Genomic DNA, 16,412 nt, shown 5'->3' on the forward strand with positions numbered 1-16,412 from the left:
CAATCAGACTCCCTCCATGCCTTTTACTTATTTCATAGCTGATTTGCACCTTAGCGACGATCGCCCGGATATTACTGCCTGCCTGAAGCATTTTCTGGCCACCGATGCCCGGGATGCCGAAGCGCTCTATGTGTTAGGTGATCTGTTTGAAGTGTGGCTGGGTGACGATGATGTGACACCTTTCAACGAAGAAATTGCCACACTGTTTAAAGCGCAAAGTGAACGCTGCCCGGTGTATTTCATGCACGGCAACCGGGATTTCGCAATCCGGCAAACCTGGCTTAACAAAGCTGGCATGACGCTGCTCAAAGAGCAAACTGTGGTGTCTTTGTATGGCGAACCCACGCTACTTACCCACGGCGATGAATTGTGCACCCGGGACGTGGCCTATCAGAAGTTCAGAAAAAAATCCCGGAGTTGGTGGTGGCCGCGGCTGATGCTTGCCCTGCCACTGTGGTACCGACGCCGTGTCGCACGAAACGGCCGGGAACAGAGCAAACAGAATCAGCGCGGACTGCGTCCCGAAATCATGGACGTCACTCCTGAAGAAGTGGTCAAAGTGATGGAGCATCACAACGTATGCCAGCTGATCCATGGCCACACACACCGTCCTGCCATCCACCAGCTAACGGTAGCCGGTCAGCCCGCTACCCGTATTGTGCTGGGAGACTGGTACGATCAAGGCAGCATACTGCGGGTCGAGCCAGATAACATCGAACTGGAAACCCGTTCATTTAAGTAATGCCGGACGCGGGTACATACTCAGGCATTTTATTTTGACCTGTCTTTGCATCAGCAATTGCTGACTTTCCGCCTTGCCCAACAGTCCAGTGAGCGCATTCAATCATTTCCCGCTGGCCAAAAACTGATCGCTTTTTAGCTGGCAAGATCGCGCTGATGTGGTATAACTTTCAAGAAGTTAATTTCATCAAGGACGGTGATAGTGTCGGAATTTCTGTTTAGCGATACCAACTTCTGGTTCTCAACCGCCATCGGTATTGTATTGTTGCTGTTTCTCATCGAGGTCATAGGCCTGGTGTTTGGCATGTCTATTATCGGCGTCTTCGATGACCTGACCGACATCGACAGCGACATGGACGGCTCCAGCGTCTCCGCGCTGTCCAGCTGGCTGAACCTGGATAAGCTGCCAATGATTATCTGGCTGGTTATTTTCCTGACCCTGTTTGGACTAACCGGCTACCTGATCGGTTACGGATTTTCTCTATTCACCTATACCCTTCCCCCTTTATGGTTATCGCTTCCACTTGCAATACTGGCCGCACTGACGATCACCGGACGCTTCGGTATTGTGCTGGCACGAATACTCCCTAAGGCAGAAAGCGCAGCAGTACATGACGATGATTTTGTGGGCGCTGCGGCCAGTATCACTATTGGTGTAGCGCGGCAGGGAAACCCCGCAGAGGCGAAATTTACCGACAAATTCTCGCAGTCTCACTATGTGCTGGTTGAGCCGTTTGAAGAAGAAGAGCAGTTTCATCAGGGTGATCGCATCATACTGATAAAAAAAGGGCCGCGCAGCTGGTTAGCTACCCGGTATAAGTAGAACATAAAAAGAGACGTTCCATGGACACAATCACTCCTTCCACCGCGCCAATGATCTTCATTGTCGCAGGTATTGTCGTTGTCACCCTGCTCACCATCGGGTTGATCTTTGCGAAACTGTATACCCGGGCCACTAAAGAAACCGCGTTTGTGCGTACCGGACTGGGTGGCGAAAAGGTCATAAAAGACGGCGGCGCCATTGTCTTGCCGGTGGTACACGAAGTTATCCCGGTCAACATGAATACCCTGCGTATTGAGGTTGAGAAAACGCAAAAGGACGCCCTTATCACCAAGGACCGCATGCGAGTTGATGTAAAAGCCGACTTTTACCTGCGAGTGGCCCCCAACGCCAGCGGTATATCCATGGCTGCGCAAACTCTGGGCACCCGAACTACCCGCGCAGAAGAAGTTAAAAAGCTGATGGAGTCGAAGTTTGTTGACGTACTTCGGGCGGTGGCAGCAGAAATGACAATGACCGAAATGCACGAACAACGTGCAGACTTCGTACAAAAAGTGCAGCAAAGTGTAGCGAACGATCTGGAAAAGAATGGTCTGGAGCTCGAGTCGGTCAGCTTAACCGGCTTTGATCAGACCGATCTTGAGTTTTTCAACGAGAACAATGCATTCGACGCCGAAGGACGGGCGCGACTGGCTAAAATTATTGAAGAAAAGCGCAAGGAAACTAACGATATTCAGCAGGAAAACCGCGTGAAGATCGAACAGCGCAACCTTGAAGCTGAAAAACTGTCACTGGATATTCAGCGGGATGAGCAGGAAGCGCGTCTGGAGCAGGAACAGCTACTGGCCTTTAAACGTCAGGAGCAAAAGGCGGAAATTGCAAAGCAGCGTGAAATGAAAGATCGTGAAGAGCGCGAAGCCGGCATTGCAAAAGAACGTGCCATTGAAGCGGCAGAAATTGAAAAAGCCCGAGAAATCGAAACACAGGAAATTGCCAAGCGACAATCTCTGGAACAAGCCCGTATTCGTCAACAACAGGAAGTAGAAGTCGCGGAGCAGATTAAACAGATCGCCGTGGCAAACAAATCAGAAGAAGAGTCAGCTGCCCGCGCGAAAGCCGCTGAAGCGGAAAAAGCCAAAGTCGAAAAAATGGAAGCGGTCACTACTGCCAGACAGGTGGCCGAGGCGAACCGCCGCAAAGAAATCGAAGTTATTGACGCCCGCAAAGAAGCTGAGCGTGAGGCTGTGAGCATTACCGTAGAGGCCGAAGCTAAGCGGGAAGCCGCCGAAAATGCCGCCGAAGCCATCCTGACCGAAGCAAAAGCCAACGCCGACTCGAAGATGTTGCAGGCGGAAGCTGACGAAAAAGTGCTGGCCGTAGAAGCGGCAGGTAAACAGGCGCTTTATGAAGCCGAGAACTCGCTCAAAAACGAGCAAATCGATTTACAGAAATCTCTGGCCATTCTGAAGGTATTACCGGAGCTGGTTGCTAACGCAGTGAAGCCCTTAGAAAACATTGATGGCATTAAAATTCTGCAGGGCTACGGCGCCTCTGGCAGTAACGACAGCAACAATACCCAGGCGACGGCAAGTCAGGGCGGGCTGGCAGAGCAAGTCACCAACGCCGCGCTTCAATACCGTGCCAATGCACCGGTGGTAGACGCGATGTTGCGTGAAGTCGGCCTGGTGCACGAAAAAGACGGCACCTTGCATGACTTACTTAACGGTAACAGTCCGATAATTGCGTCGGCATCAAACCTGAATAACGCCACCGCCAAAACAAATGGCGCCGGTGAGATAAACCATGTGGAACAGGTAACACCGGTGGTACCTGAAACACCCCACACTGAAAAAGAACAGTAACCCCCCCGTCACCACCGCGCAGGCGGTGGCCTCCTATGCGCGATAGCCGGACGTTGTGAAAGTCAAAAAAGCTACCGTCACCCCGGCGTCAGTAGTATTTACCGTCATCCCGGCGTCAGAAGTATTTACCGTCATCCCGGCGTCACTAGTATTTACCGTCATCCCGGCGCAGGCCGGGACCTCCCAAACAGCCTGACTACCCAAAAACCGCCCTCCTCTTACCCAGCTCAAAAAACTAAATTGTTTTTGAAAACACAAAAGGGGCTTTACGCGTGAAAACGTAAAGGCTGAAATAACGTCATCGATAATGTAAATATCGGTTAATAGCAGAGGTTAACCCTGGTTAGTACGACTTATATCCTGTGCTACCGGCGTTTAGGTAATAGATACGACACGGTTTCCTGATGGAGGTCCCGGCCTGCGCCGGGATGACGGTAGCTTTGAGAAACGCCGGGTTGACGGTTGTCTGATGGAGGTCCCGGCCTCCGCCGGGATGACGGTAGCTATGAAGAGCGCCGGTGTGACAGTTACCAGATGGAGGTCCCGGCCTGCGCCGGGATGACGGTAGCTATGAGAAACGCCGGGATGACGGTAGCTACGACAGCTTCGCGGCTATTTTTTTCGGCAGGTATTTCTCTGCAGCTTTGCCGGTAACGGCCCACACCAGAACGGCAGACCATGCGAAAACCGAGAGACCGGCAGGCACACATGCGATCGCTATTAGCTTGGCCTGTTTTCGGTTGAACAATAGCGCCAACCCTACAGGCAGAAACCACACAACCAATACCAACACACTCACCAGCGCCAGCTGGATACCCGTTACATCCTGAAATTGCGCTAAAAACTCGGTCATCGAAACACTCCTCATTGGTTATTGTTGAAGAGGTAGTCGGCGAATAACCGGTTTTATTACAAATTATTTGAGAAATTTTTATAAATGATTGGCCAGTGGGAGATTAAGGCAGAGATGACATAGTGAATTAACAGCGCTAACTCACATTGCTCTAGTCGGCGAGCTATGGTTGCTGGTATATGAACCGCATTTGCTGCATGCTAGTAAAACTTGCAGGGAATAACACAAGAGAAAAATAACCATGCACAAACTGTCTAAACTTTTACGTACTACTACCGTGATGGCCACACTGTTCTCGCCGCTGGCAATGGCGGACGACCACAGCACTCATACGACGGTAGATCACAGCCACCGCAGTGAAGCAAACCAGCAGCGCGATGAATTCCGCCAGCCGTACCGCACTTTGGCATTTTTCGGGGTGAAGCCTGAGCACAAGGTGATTGAAATCCTGCCTGGTGGAGGCTGGTACACAGAAATTCTTGCTCCTATGCTAAAAGAAGATGGCGAATTGATTGCGGCCCACTACTCTGCCAGTTCGCCATCGGAATACCGCAAACGTTCGCGTAAGAACTTTGAAGAAAAGATGGCCGGTAACGACGCCGTGTACGGTAACGTGGTTATCCGCGACTTTGATCTGGACGGCGACCTGGACACCACCAGCGCGAACGCCGATATGGTTTTAACGTTTCGTGGTCTGCATGGGTTACAAAATGCCGGTGACCTCGCCGCAGCATTTGACCGTTTCAATGCCATGCTGAAAGCCGGTGGTAAACTAGGCGTGGTTCAGCATCAGGCCCCGGAAGGCTATAATCCTATTCACACCGCCAAGAAGGGCTACCTGCCGAAGTCGCATGTCATTGCTGTTGCCCGTGCCGCCGGCTTTGAACTGGTCGCCGAGGGTTATTTCCATAATAATCACAAAGACACCATTATTCAGGATAACGTAGAAGGCGGTGTGTGGACGCTGCCTCCCAACCTCAACACGGACACTGATAAAGAGAAATATGCAGCCATGGGGGAATCAAACCGCATGACCTTGCTGTTCAAGAAGCTATAAGCCCATGGCAGGCGCACCGGTGTCTCCGGTGCGCCTAATCTAAGTGTGTGTCTGATAAAGCAAACGCTACCTTCCCTACTGATTTTATTGGGCCTGTTAACACCCGGGAGCCTGGCCATGACCACTGAACCGAACACAAGCACCCATAACCTGGCTTTCACACAGCATAGCGAACGTGATCAATGGCGTATTGTGAACGATACGGTCATGGGCGGGCGGTCAGTGGCGAACCTTCAATTCAGTGAAAAGGGGATGGTATTTTCCGGCCGCCTGTCGCTAGAAAACAACGGTGGCTTTGCCAGTGTACGGCGGAGCGACGCCGATTTGTCCTGGCAACGGGATAAGGCGGTACAGGTTACCGCTACCGGTGATGGCAGAACATATCAGTTCAGAGTGTATACCAAGCTCACACGGGATGGCGTGGCCTATGCTGCCAATCTGCCCACCCAGACCGGTGCCCGTGTTCAAATTACATTTTCTGAGGCCGACTTCTCACCAGTGTGGCGCGGCAGACCCGTACCCGACGCGCCTCCTCTGCACTTTGATGACGTACGTCAGCTTGGCTTTATGCTAGTGGATAAGCAAGCCGGCGACTTTCAGTTAACAGTAGAGTCTGTGGGCCAATAATCACAGTTCTGCGTCCACTCAGACTTTCAGTCTCTGTGCGCATGCTCAAGAGCCTGCTGATTCACCTCAGCCACCAGTTCTGGAAAGAACGCTGCGAAGGTCTCCCGCAATTCCCTGTCATTGGTTGCCAGCTCGTCGGTGATCGTTGCGAATTCATTGGCAAATCTCACCCGCCGCGCAATATTGCTGATTGCCTGCAGGGTGCCATCCAGTGAAGCATAATGCTCAAACCAGTCCTGCGTAATAATCGCGCTTACCCGCTGTTGCATGACAGGGGGCATAACCGGTAATTTTTCAGACAAGCGGGCATAAGCAAGGCGTTTAAACTCAGCAAAGGGCATCGCGTGGTGCTGTGACCAGGCTGTTATCAGATAATGGTCGAACATCACATCCAGGGCGACGCCGGAAAATTTGCGGGTACGCCGGGAAAATTGCCGTCGGGCGTCCCGGACAAGCGGGTGCGAGTCGGTAAACTTGTCTACCAGTAAGTGATTTTGCACACCAGCAAGCACGGCGTCAGTGGTGGCACCGGGCAGGCCTCCCTGCCGGAAATCGCCCAGCAGGTTGCCATAATAAGAATCGCTGGTAGGCTGCGCCAGATAAAGATGTGCAAGGTAATTCATGGAGGAATTATCCCCTACCCGACTCCCGAATGAAAGCGGACCAACCGCCAGGCGCTAGTTTCCAGCCTGTCCGGCAAATGTCAGCATGCTTTCTTTATGCAATGCTTTTACAAACTGGTTAAAGCGGGAGAAATCCGCGGCAGTCAGTGTCCGGGAGGGGATCTGCAATACCGTGGTGACTTTTAACACCTGTTGCCCGTCTTTTGGCTGCTGATGTTTGACCTGCCTTTGCAACGAACCAAATGCGTGCTGTAAGTCCAGCTTTTTGGGCGGTCGGTCGATATACCAGCCCTTTGGAAACGTCAGCGTGTAAGTGGACTTAACCCGGGAGCCGGGATAAAACACGTCGTACACAGTGTTATCAATACCAGAGGTAGATAGCTCATACTGAACCCAGGCGTCGGCTTCCTCCAGCGTGAACCGGCCCTCAGTCGTAAAGTAGGGTTCAAAGGAAGTGGCTGAGGCGCTTTTGAGCGTATCAGACAGGTTGTCGATCCCCTCAAACGTAAATGCCGGCGCCGCGCCGTCTGCCACCACACTTTGGTAAAGGTCGCTGGCCCACTCCTGGCGATCTTTCGCACTCAGTTTAGCGAGTTTTCCGCGAATCTGCCCCTCGTACGCGTTATGGTAGCTCACCTCCTGTTGTTCGGTTTGACCGCCATCCGGGGCAAAGTCGATGCGGGTATCGGTGGCCAGATCCCAGCGATAGGTTGAGGCCGGAATTTGCTCCAGTTCGCCCTTACCACTTAGTGAGAGCGCCACCCGGTTTTGGATCCAGTCGGCAATATCATCTGGCCCGGTATACGGATCAGTGGCATCCAGACAGCGAACGCCGTCCTCCACATCGAAGCACACCACCACGTGATCAAACGTATTCACCGCCGGTAACGTAATGTTATCGATATTACTTTTCTTCGTAGCAACCAGAACCGGGTCTGCATCCACGCCAATATGGCGCAACATAGCCAACAGCAGTGCCGATTTGTCCTTACAATCGCCAAAACGGTTATTGATGGTTTCGTCAATATCGTGGGGCACAATGGCATGGCCATTTTCCGACATCGACACATAGCGGATATCTTTTGCCACAAACTCAAAAATAGCAGCGATTTGCGCCTCTTGTGTATCCTGACCTTCGATGAGGCGTGTTACCAGGCTTTCCAGTTGGCTGCTGTCCTTAATAGCATTGTTAAAACCGCGCAGCACTATCTGTTGCACCTCCTCCCAGCTGCGTAGCGTAGTCACCGAAATATGATTGAGTACGTCCGGCCAGCTCACGTCCTCATCAGTTTCTGCAGGTGGTATATCGCTGCCGGTACACGTGATGCGGTTATCCTGCAGCTCGCAGTCAACTCTGGCACTGTTATTTACTACGAAAAAAGGACGCTGCTCCGTCCAGGTAGCCTCAAACTGATAATTGAGAATATTGGCGTGCACCTGGGGATAGTATTTTGACGACCAGTAGTCACGCTGCTCGGTAAATGGGTGGGTGAGTGTGTACTGGATCAGCGTCGCTCCGCCAGCCTGCAACCCCGGATAAGAGACCACTGCCTGACGGGTATCCGTAAAAGTATTGTATGTGTCACTTTCAATTTCTTTGATGTTATCCGGTGTGGCGGCCGTAAACTCACCATCAGGACTTATGGCACCAGCGGTTATTACGTTAAGAGTTTCAATATCCGGGCGGTAATACACCGACTCGAAACCACTGTCCTGGACCACTGCCGTGTTAGGGTAAAACCAGATTTGGGTAACGGTGGTGACAACCTGATCTGCCTGCACGTCAACGCTCACCCGTTTATCCAGCGACGTTAACGCGTCGGTCTCAGGCGCGACCTTCGCCAGCGCCGTTTTGGCCTGTTCAAGCAAGGGAGAATTGGCTATCGCTACCGGGCTAAAAATAAAAAGTAACAGTGCACAGCCAGTAAATCTATTCATCGAGACCAAATCCTTTTGCGTCGTTTATGAAGTCTTCACGATATTTTTCCATAATGCCCGGGCTGGCTTTCAGGTAACCAACCAGCTCTACAAATTGCCCGTCGCCAGCCTGGATTTGCTTTGCGACATACAGCTCATCATCACCACTGTCAGTTGCCGCACACTCTATCCAGGTCACTGTCTGGGTACTGTTTTCAAGAAAACGGGTGGTGTAGTCACACTCCGGTTGATCCATATCGGCGACAAAGCTGTCATAGCGGTTGTTAGCCAGGCTGTCCGTTTCATCGTTCTTACTATAAATAAATACGGCATACCACATGTCCCTTAGCGGGCCTACCAACTCATACTTCGACGTACCGTCAGTTACCTGACCTATTTCTGCAGGCTTCCAGCCTGTCTGACTTAAATCCAGTCTGAAGGGTAACCCTTCAGCGCGCACCGACGTGTGTGGCTCGTAGGACTCCGTCATCGCCAGCTTCACTTCCTCATGCAGCAGAATAGCGAACACGCCAGCCAGCAATGGCGTGAATAAGACAACGGCCAGCCACTCTATAACGTTGAAACCGGCTGAGCGGGGCATAACAGGTTTGTTTTCGCAACGCCTGCGAATACGGTTCATACGCATATGCAGCGGCAGAAACCAAACGATAGTCGCGATAAACACGGTCAACTGCACCATCATCGACAGATCGACTGCTGTGGAGATGTTGGATGTGATGGCTAAGCCGAAGAAACCTGCCATCCACAGGTAGTCTACCAACTGCGGCCAGCGTCTGACTTGCAGGCGTGACTGGACATCCCGCACGGCCTGGAAAAACCGCGGAAGTGCAAAGACCTGTGCGATAGCAATAAAAGGCACAAATACCCACCACAGCGGGCTGGCTGGCTGTTCGCTGAGACGTTTACAGTCCCGCGCCGCCAGGTAGAACCATACCCCCAGATACAAGCCGGCGGTTGCAAACACCAGCAGCGCTTCCAGTAATACATGACGGGGTGGCGCCGTTACAGGCGTGACACCTGGCTTTTCCATACTTCAAGTCCTTCTGCGGCTATTCTTATATGTGAATGGGCTGCCCTTGAACGGGTAACTTAGCAGGCACTACTTGTCCTATCCCATCATTCACGTGATGACCTGTAATAAGGTTATACCAGAAAGTGCGCGATCCTGACCAGTACTAGCCCGTTTCCCGGCTGACATAACTTTCACTTGCACGCGGTGGCGATATCCGTAGTATTGCGCCGCGAATCCGCTATGCGAAATCTTTGGGAGTACACAGCCATGTCAGACACCACCAGTGAAATTCCTGCGTTATTAACGCCAGTGAGTGAATTTCTGTACTGCGCCACGCCGCAGCGCTGGATTGATGAGGCCAGTAAACCAGAGAATTTACGGGTGTTACTGACCGACCATCTGATTTGTGAGCTGAAGGCGGCACAGTCTGCCATGTACCTGTTACGGCGCTACATTGCCGACGAGCAGACCAGCGAACAGCTGCTTAGCTGGCTGCGCCCCTACGAAGACTTTACGTATCGCCATATCGGTAACTGGCAGGACCTGCACACCCGCCACCTGTCCAAATCACAAATCAATACTGACTCCCTCTCGCCCTTTCAGAAAAGCCTGCTGGACAAGATGGTGATGCTGATAAAAGAAGAGCTCCACCATTTCTATCAGGTGCTGGAAATTATGCATGCAATGGGCATGGAATATGAGTCAGTCACGTCCAGTCGCTATGCGAACGGCATGTTGCGCCATGTGCGTACGTATGAGCCCCAAAAGCTTATTGATAAACTGATTTGTGGCGCCTACATCGAGGCCCGCTCCTGTGAACGCTTTGCGTCACTTATTCCCCATGTGGCCCCTGAGCTGGGTAAGTTCTATTTGTCATTATTACGCTCGGAAGCGCGTCATTTCGAAGACTATCTTACGCTGGCTGCGGATATTGCCGAAGGCCCCATTGATGACAGGGTGGCCTTATTCGGCGAAGTAGAGCAAAGCCTGATCGAATCTCCGGACCGCGAATTTCGCTTCCACAGTGGTCCGCTGGCTGCCTGATCGAATCTGCCCACTATTTCACCAATACTTGTTGACGAAACCATCAGCATCATAGAGACTGATGTAAATAAAGTGTTAACTTTTAGTAAATTAACATTTCTGGCAGCGAGTGAAGGTGGCAAGTATGATCCTGAATCATCTGGTGGGCATTTATACCCATCCAAAAGAAGAATGGCAGAACATTGACCGGCAACATGAGAATTACTTTTACGCTCTAAGTCATATTGCAGTTATTGCGTTAATCCCTGCGTTAATTGCCTACTATTCTGCAGCCCACCTCGGCTGGAGTATTGGAGCAGGTGACCTTATCCGGCTAACTCAGGAAAGTGCGCTGGGCATGGCAATTGGGATGTATGTGGGTTTGGTCGCAGGGGTCATTGGTCTGGCGGTGCTCATCCATCAGCTGGCCAACGCCTTCGATGCCTCGCCTACCCACACTCAGTCTCTCGAACTGGCTGCTTATACCGCGACGCCCCTGTTTATGGCTGGTTTTGGGGGTCTTTACCCGGAACTGTGGTTTGTGATGACCGCCATACTGGCTGGGGTGACCTACTCGGTCTACCTGCTCTACTCCGGCGTCCCCATCCTTATGCACATGCCAGAAGAAAAAGGCTTTATCTATGCCAGTTCGGTGGTGACCTGCGGGTTAGTACTGCTGGTTATTCTGATGGCGGGTTCGGTGATTTTATGGAGTCTGGGACTGGGGCCGGTTTACGTACAGTAACTTACACCACTTGCATAAAAAAAGCCGCGCAATTGCGCGGCTTTCTTATTAATCGTCGTTACTGTCCATGTTATACAAATCCAGGTTATTAAGCTCGGCCTGGACCACCGGTGCTTTACGCGATTTTTCGCCCCGCGCAATATCTACTTTTTCCAGGTAAGACTGGTCGACGTCACCGGTAATGTAATTCCCGTCAAACACCGACGTTTCAAAACGCTGAATATCGGGGTTCTCTTCCCGCACCGCTTCTACTAAATCGCTGATGTCCTGGAATATCAAACCATCGGCCTGGATCAGGTCTGAAATCTGATCGATCTCACGGCCATAGGCAATGAGTTCGTTCGCCGATGGCATATCAATACCGTATACGTTAGGGAAGCGAATCTCCGGTGCTGCAGAAGCAAAGTACACTTTCTTGGCACCTGACTCTCTGGCCATTTCAATAATCTGGCCAGAAGTGGTTCCGCGGACAATAGAGTCGTCTACCAGCAGCACATTCTTACCTTTGAACTCGGAAGAAATCGCGTTCAGCTTGCGACGCACTGATTTTTTACGCATAGTCTGGCCCGGCATTATGAATGTGCGACCAATATAGCGGTTCTTCACAAAGCCCTGACGGTATGGCAGGTTCAGCGTGGTCGCGATTTGCAGTGCCACATCCATGGACGTTTCCGGGATGGGAATGACCACATCAATATCTAAGTCCGCCCATTCTTTGGCAATTTTCTCACCCAGTTTACGGCCCATGTTCACCCGTGACGCGTACACAGAGATCCCGTCGATAAACGTATCCGGGCGGGCAAAATACACGAATTCAAATATACACGGTGACGTGGTTGGGTTCGGTGCACATTGCTGGGTGTGCAACTCACCGGCCTCAGTGATGTAAATGGCTTCGCCGGGCGCAACATCGCGAATGAAAGTAAAACCGACTGCATCCAGCGCTACACTTTCAGATGCCACCATCCATTCCTCACCAAGCTCAGTCACCCGCTTACCCAGCGCCAACGGACGAATACCGTTAGGGTCACGGAAAGCCACGACGCCCTGGCCAATGATGGCGGCAACTACGGCATAAGCGCCGCGTATTTTGCTGTGTACCTTGGTAACAACCTTGAAGATATCCTCTGCGCTGACGGTCAGCTCGGTGCATTGCTGCAGCTCGTGCGCCATGATGTTTAGCAGCAGTTCAGAGTCCGATGTGGTGTTGATATGCCGGCGGGCAATTCGAAATACTTCATCCTGTAACTCATGAGCATTGGTCAGGTTACCGTTGTGGGCAAACGCAATACCAAATGGTGAGTTCACATAGAAAGGCTGTGCTTCGGCTGAGCTGGACGAACCAGCCGTAGGATAACGGCAGTGACCAATACCCATGTTACCGGTCAGGCGTTTCATGTGGCGCGTATGGAACACGTCGCGCACCAAGCCATTGGCCTTTCGCAAATTGAACATGTTCTGGTCAATGGTCATAATACCGGCAGCGTCCTGGCCGCGGTGCTGAAGCACGGTTAAGCCGTCATATAACGACTGCGCGACCGGGGTTTTACCAACGATTCCGACAATACCACACATCTGAGTTACCTATATCAAGCGGGTTGCAAAAAACTTGAGCTGTCTTTCACAAACGTGAAAAACCATTCAATGATGATGGCAAACTCAGGAATGAGTACCGAGTGCTGCCACCATTGTGAAGACGCCGAGGGCGTGAATGTATCCATGAAGAACAGGAGTGCGCTTACGATAAGAGCGCCTCTGAGTGCACCAAACACCGCGCCCAATGCGCGATCAGTGCCAGACAGTCCGGTTGCCTGAACCAGTTGCCCGAAGGCAAAATTGAGCATGGCTCCCATAATCAGTGTTGCTACAAATAGCACGGCTATTGCAGCACCGTTACGGAGTAGCTGGTCGTCGATACGAGTGAAATAAACTGCCAGGTCGGCATAAAACTGGCTGGCTATAAATAACGCGCCAAACCAGACCACCAAAGAAATAGCCTCTTTAACAAAGCCCCGTATCAGGCTGATAAAGGTAGATACGGCGATAATACCCAGTATGGAGAAGTCTACCCAGTTCATTGTCTCATAATCAGCGTTGTGCTCCCGACGTTATGCGCAGGAGACCCATGGCGAGATGGCGCGCATTCTATCAGAAGCCTGCATGATTACCAATCAGTAATGTGTAACCAAACGTGCCGGGGCGGGACAAGATAACAGCTTGCGATGCAGCCTCTGCTGGTGCCGCTTACTCCACCTTAAAGGTGGTCACTTTGCCTTTCAGGCCGGTCACTTCTTTCAGGTGGGGCAGCGCCGCTTGCAGCTTGGCGCGGTCGAGATCAGGGCCCACAAACACTTTGGTGAGCGGACCGGAGCGGGTTTGAATGGGGCGACTGAACGCCCGGTAGCCTGCGGTCTCCAGTTTACTCAACAACTGGCGCACATTCTTTTGATGGCGGAAACTACCCAGCTGCACTACCCATCCGGCATCTTCGGCATCAACGGCTGGTTCGTCTACGATTGTCTGACTGGCCAGTTCGTCCGTTTCAGGTGCGGGCGCTTCAACCGGTTCACGGCGAGCGGGGGTGTCGTCTAGCGCAGGCTCATCAACCACTTCCACCGGGCGTTGGGCCGCATTGGCTACACGCTCGGCCGGAAAAGGTTCAGGGTTAACAATCGGCTTTTTAGCCGGAGCTGCAGGAACACTAACAAAAGCCTCTTCGGTCTTTTCTTTTTTGCCATCAAGAAAATCTGGAAGAAATATCACCGCTAATGCCACAATGATTACGGTTCCCACCAGCCGGTTTTGCAGTGCCGACGTCACCTCGCGCTCCTAATCTGTAAACTTCTCAGTATGCAACGCTAATACATCTGCCACAGTAAGGAAAGAGCCAAACACTAAAATCATGTCTGATTGGCTGCATTTAGTGCGGGCATGCTGATAGGCATCCACTACCTGCGCAAATGTTGCGCTGTTTTGGCGCTCGGTTTCCGGTAATACGGCTTGCAGAGATTCACCGTCCAACCCCCTTGGCCCGCTCGTACCGGCCAACAACCACTGTGCATGAAGCCCCTCGAAAGGCGCCAGCGTCGCAGCGACCGATTTATCTTTAAGCATCCCCGCCACGATGTACAAATTGTCGTACTGATAGTCCTTCAGCCAACGCCGGATATTGGCGGTGGCCTGGGGGTTATGCCCCACATCTACAACCACCCGGGGCGCTTCCTGTAACTGCTGACGCCGTCCGGGTAAGGACGTGCGGGAGATAATTCGAGTCAGCGCTTCTCTGTCCTGCAGCCAGCCCAGCTGGTACAGTGCCGCAATTGCAGTTGCTGCATTCTGTAGCGGAATACCAGGGTACGGCAGCTGCGTCAGCTTGTGCTCCTTAAGCTGCCACTGCCAACCTTCGCTGTGCTCAGATATGTTGAAATCCTGTCCGGCCCACACCGCGTCGGCCTGAAAACGCTCCACCTCAGCTAGTAAACTAGCCGGCGGCTCACGCTCACCAATAACCGCTTTGATCCCCGGACGCATTATACCGGCTTTTTCGACTGCAATTTTATCGCGGGTATCACCCAGCCAGTCCTGATGATCAAGATCGATGGTCGTGATTACGGCAAGATTGGGGGTAATTATATTGGTGGCATCGAGCCGTCCGCCCAACCCTACTTCAAGGATCACCACATCTGGTTGCCACGCGTACATCATTACCAGCGCGGCCAGGGTTCCAAACTCAAAATAGGTCAGACTGATATCGCCCCGGGCCTCATCAACGGCAGTGAACGCCTCACAAAAAGCGGCGTCCGCAGCGGGCTTACCGTTTACTCGTACCCGCTCACGATAACTCAGCAGATGTGGCGAGCTGTACACGGCCACGGATTTACCCTGCTCAATTGCTGTTTGTTCGAGGAACGCGCAGGTTGTGCCTTTGCCGTTGGTTCCCGCTACGGTGATCACCGTACTGGCGGCAAAATCGAGACCTAGCTTATCAGCAACCTGCTGACATCGTTCCAGGCCCAGATCAATCGCTGTGGGATGAATAGATTCGAGATACTGCAACCACTGCGTCAGCGTTCGATGCGCCGGCGCAATGGCTGAAACGTCAGAGTGAACCACTAGTTGGGTCGGTGCAGCTTAGACAGCAGGCTATGCAACTTGTCACGCATCTGGCGACGGTCAACAATCATATCGATGGCGCCCTTCTCCACCAAAAATTCACTACGCTGGAAGCCTGGCGGCAAGGTTTCACGTACCGTTTGTTCAATAACCCGCGGGCCGGCAAAGCCAATCAACGCTTTAGGCTCAGCGATGTTAATGTCACCCAACATGGCCAGGCTGGCTGAGACGCCGCCCATGGTAGGGTCGGTCAGTACCGAAATATACGGCAAGCCTTTTTTACTTAATTTAGCCAGTGCAGCGGACGTTTTGGCCATTTGCATCAGCGACATCAGCGCTTCCTGCATACGCGCCCCACCACTGGTAGAGAAACAAATTAATGGCGTATTGTGTTCAATGCAGGATTCCACGGCTTTAACAAAACGCGCGCCTACTACCGACGCCATAGAGCCTCCCATGAAGGCAAATTCGAAGCTTGCTACCACGACTGGCATGCCCTTCATTTTGCCTTTCATCACAATCAGAGCATCTTTTTCATTAGTACTCTTTTGTGCGGCCGAGATACGGTCTTTGTAGCGCTTGGAATCTTTAAACTTCAAGATATCTTGCGGCTCAAGGTCGGCGCCTATTTCTTCGCGGTCTTGTTCATCTAACAGGCTGTCGATACGACGACGGGCACTGATACGCATGTGATTGTCGCATTTCGGACAAACTTCCAGCTGCTTCTCCAGGTCGGTTTTGTAAAGCACGGCCTGGCATTTGCTGCATTTGGTCCAGATGCCTTCAGGTACATTCCCTTTTGTAGAGGTTTGTGTACGGGGAAGGATTTTTTGAATCCAGCTCATGAAAAACGAATCCTTTTATCTGTGTCGCCGCGTAAGCTGCTTAATCGTATAGTGTTTGTGCAGAACGCGTCGCGAAAAAATTAACGCAATGGTATTGCGCTGTATTAGACCACAATAGCGATAAATGCGAAAAACAAAACTGGTCTAAGAAGTTAGCTGTAGGCAGCCTTTTTTGCAACTTTTCGCCGACAT

General features: G+C 51.9%; 17 protein-coding genes. 8 read left to right on the forward strand and 9 right to left on the reverse strand.

Annotation, left to right across the window (positions count from 1 at the left end):
• The first annotated feature begins 16 nt into the window (after positions 1–16).
• The 4 genes from OCL06_RS15085 to OCL06_RS15100 all read left to right on the forward strand — a co-directional run bounded on the left by OCL06_RS15085 (position 17) and on the right by OCL06_RS15100 (position 3,580).
• The gene (locus OCL06_RS15085; protein ID WP_262996044.1) at positions 17–742 is read left to right on the forward strand and encodes a UDP-2,3-diacylglucosamine diphosphatase; all 726 of its coding nucleotides are present in this window, start codon (positions 17–19) and stop codon (positions 740–742) included.
• A 201-nt stretch (positions 743–943) separates the two neighbouring features.
• Positions 944–1,564 carry an OB-fold-containig protein gene (locus tag OCL06_RS15090; RefSeq protein WP_262996046.1) on the forward strand — a complete coding sequence of 207 codons (621 nt, stop codon included), beginning with the start codon at positions 944–946 and terminating at the stop codon, positions 1,562–1,564.
• A 20-nt stretch (positions 1,565–1,584) separates the two neighbouring features.
• A complete protein-coding gene (locus tag OCL06_RS15095; RefSeq protein WP_262996048.1) occupies positions 1,585–3,384 on the forward strand; it encodes a flotillin family protein in 1,800 nt (599 codons plus the stop codon).
• A 55-nt stretch (positions 3,385–3,439) separates the two neighbouring features.
• Complete coding sequence (locus OCL06_RS15100) at positions 3,440–3,580, forward strand: hypothetical protein (protein ID WP_262996050.1); 141 nt, start codon at positions 3,440–3,442, stop codon at positions 3,578–3,580.
• A 399-nt stretch (positions 3,581–3,979) separates the two neighbouring features.
• Here OCL06_RS15100 and OCL06_RS15105 read toward each other — a convergent pair whose 3' ends face one another.
• Complete coding sequence (locus OCL06_RS15105) at positions 3,980–4,237, reverse strand: superinfection immunity protein (RefSeq protein ID WP_262996053.1); 258 nt, start codon at positions 4,235–4,237, stop codon at positions 3,980–3,982.
• Positions 4,238–4,478: 241 nt separating this feature from the next.
• Between OCL06_RS15105 and OCL06_RS15110 the strand changes: the two genes are divergently transcribed.
• On the forward strand, positions 4,479–5,294 hold the full coding sequence (locus tag OCL06_RS15110) for a class I SAM-dependent methyltransferase (protein ID WP_262996055.1): 816 nt from the start codon (positions 4,479–4,481) through the stop codon (positions 5,292–5,294).
• 117 nt (positions 5,295–5,411) lie between these two features.
• On the forward strand, positions 5,412–5,921 hold the full coding sequence (locus tag OCL06_RS15115) for a CIA30 family protein (RefSeq protein WP_262996057.1): 510 nt from the start codon (positions 5,412–5,414) through the stop codon (positions 5,919–5,921).
• Between the two features lie 26 nt (positions 5,922–5,947).
• Here the strand turns inward: OCL06_RS15115 and OCL06_RS15120 are convergent, their stop codons facing one another.
• From OCL06_RS15120 to OCL06_RS15130, 3 genes are read right to left on the reverse strand one after another with little or no spacing between them, the layout of a single operon-like run.
• A complete protein-coding gene (locus OCL06_RS15120) occupies positions 5,948–6,544 on the reverse strand; it encodes an acyl carrier protein phosphodiesterase (protein ID WP_262996058.1) in 597 nt (198 codons plus the stop codon).
• A gap of 54 nt (positions 6,545–6,598) precedes the next feature.
• The gene (locus OCL06_RS15125; RefSeq protein WP_262996060.1) at positions 6,599–8,482 is read right to left on the reverse strand and encodes a transglutaminase family protein; all 1,884 of its coding nucleotides are present in this window, start codon (positions 8,480–8,482) and stop codon (positions 6,599–6,601) included.
• Positions 8,475–9,512 (reverse strand): hypothetical protein, encoded by a 1,038-nt coding sequence (locus OCL06_RS15130; protein WP_262996062.1) that lies wholly within the window; start codon positions 9,510–9,512, stop codon positions 8,475–8,477. The genes OCL06_RS15125 and OCL06_RS15130 overlap by 8 nt, the downstream gene beginning before the upstream one ends.
• 249 nt (positions 9,513–9,761) lie before the next feature.
• On the opposite strand from OCL06_RS15130, the gene miaE reads away from it, so the two are divergent.
• Positions 9,762–10,538 (forward strand): tRNA isopentenyl-2-thiomethyl-A-37 hydroxylase MiaE, encoded by a 777-nt coding sequence (miaE, locus tag OCL06_RS15135; protein WP_262996064.1) that lies wholly within the window; start codon positions 9,762–9,764, stop codon positions 10,536–10,538.
• A 124-nt stretch (positions 10,539–10,662) separates the two neighbouring features.
• Positions 10,663–11,262, forward strand: coding sequence for a Yip1 family protein (locus OCL06_RS15140; RefSeq protein WP_262996066.1), 600 nt, complete (start codon positions 10,663–10,665; stop codon positions 11,260–11,262).
• A gap of 48 nt (positions 11,263–11,310) precedes the next feature.
• Here the strand turns inward: OCL06_RS15140 and purF are convergent, their stop codons facing one another.
• From purF to accD, 5 genes are all read right to left on the reverse strand, one after another.
• Positions 11,311–12,837, reverse strand: a complete 1,527-nt coding sequence (gene purF / locus OCL06_RS15145) for an amidophosphoribosyltransferase (RefSeq protein WP_262996068.1) — start codon at positions 12,835–12,837, stop codon at positions 11,311–11,313.
• Between the two features lie 14 nt (positions 12,838–12,851).
• Positions 12,852–13,340 carry a CvpA family protein gene (locus OCL06_RS15150; RefSeq protein WP_262996070.1) on the reverse strand — a complete coding sequence of 163 codons (489 nt, stop codon included), beginning with the start codon at positions 13,338–13,340 and terminating at the stop codon, positions 12,852–12,854.
• A gap of 166 nt (positions 13,341–13,506) precedes the next feature.
• A complete protein-coding gene (locus tag OCL06_RS15155) occupies positions 13,507–14,082 on the reverse strand; it encodes an SPOR domain-containing protein (protein ID WP_262996072.1) in 576 nt (191 codons plus the stop codon).
• A 9-nt stretch (positions 14,083–14,091) separates the two neighbouring features.
• Entirely contained in the window at positions 14,092–15,375 is a 1,284-nt protein-coding gene (gene folC, locus OCL06_RS15160) for a bifunctional tetrahydrofolate synthase/dihydrofolate synthase (protein WP_262996074.1), read from the reverse strand.
• Positions 15,375–16,220 (reverse strand): acetyl-CoA carboxylase, carboxyltransferase subunit beta, encoded by an 846-nt coding sequence (gene accD, locus OCL06_RS15165; RefSeq protein ID WP_262996076.1) that lies wholly within the window; start codon positions 16,218–16,220, stop codon positions 15,375–15,377. Before accD ends, folC begins: the two co-directional genes overlap by 1 nt.
• Between the last annotated feature and the right edge of the window lie 192 nt (positions 16,221–16,412).

The sequence above is a fragment of the Alteromonas salexigens genome (genome assembly GCF_025628895.1).
GTDB classification, from domain to species: Bacteria; Pseudomonadota; Gammaproteobacteria; order Enterobacterales; family Alteromonadaceae; genus Alteromonas; species Alteromonas salexigens.

Bases quoted from the DNA above. Each gene is read 5' to 3' on its own strand.
- purF (WP_262996068.1), bottom strand. From the start codon at position 12,837: ATGTGTGGTATTGTCGGAATCGTTGGTAAAACCCCGGTCGCGCAGTCG.
- OCL06_RS15150 (WP_262996070.1), bottom strand. From the start codon at position 13,340: ATGAACTGGGTAGACTTCTCCATACTGGGTATTATCGCCGTATCTACC.
- OCL06_RS15120 (WP_262996058.1), bottom strand. From the start codon at position 6,544: ATGAATTACCTTGCACATCTTTATCTGGCGCAGCCTACCAGCGATTCT.
- accD (WP_262996076.1), bottom strand. From the start codon at position 16,220: ATGAGCTGGATTCAAAAAATCCTTCCCCGTACACAAACCTCTACAAAA.
- OCL06_RS15115 (WP_262996057.1), top strand. From the start codon at position 5,412: ATGACCACTGAACCGAACACAAGCACCCATAACCTGGCTTTCACACAG.
- OCL06_RS15130 (WP_262996062.1), bottom strand. From the start codon at position 9,512: ATGGAAAAGCCAGGTGTCACGCCTGTAACGGCGCCACCCCGTCATGTA.
- OCL06_RS15110 (WP_262996055.1), top strand. From the start codon at position 4,479: ATGCACAAACTGTCTAAACTTTTACGTACTACTACCGTGATGGCCACA.
- OCL06_RS15085 (WP_262996044.1), top strand. From the start codon at position 17: ATGCCTTTTACTTATTTCATAGCTGATTTGCACCTTAGCGACGATCGC.
- OCL06_RS15140 (WP_262996066.1), top strand. From the start codon at position 10,663: ATGATCCTGAATCATCTGGTGGGCATTTATACCCATCCAAAAGAAGAA.
- OCL06_RS15125 (WP_262996060.1), bottom strand. From the start codon at position 8,482: ATGAATAGATTTACTGGCTGTGCACTGTTACTTTTTATTTTTAGCCCG.
- miaE (WP_262996064.1), top strand. From the start codon at position 9,762: ATGTCAGACACCACCAGTGAAATTCCTGCGTTATTAACGCCAGTGAGT.
- OCL06_RS15095 (WP_262996048.1), top strand. From the start codon at position 1,585: ATGGACACAATCACTCCTTCCACCGCGCCAATGATCTTCATTGTCGCA.
- OCL06_RS15105 (WP_262996053.1), bottom strand. From the start codon at position 4,237: ATGACCGAGTTTTTAGCGCAATTTCAGGATGTAACGGGTATCCAGCTG.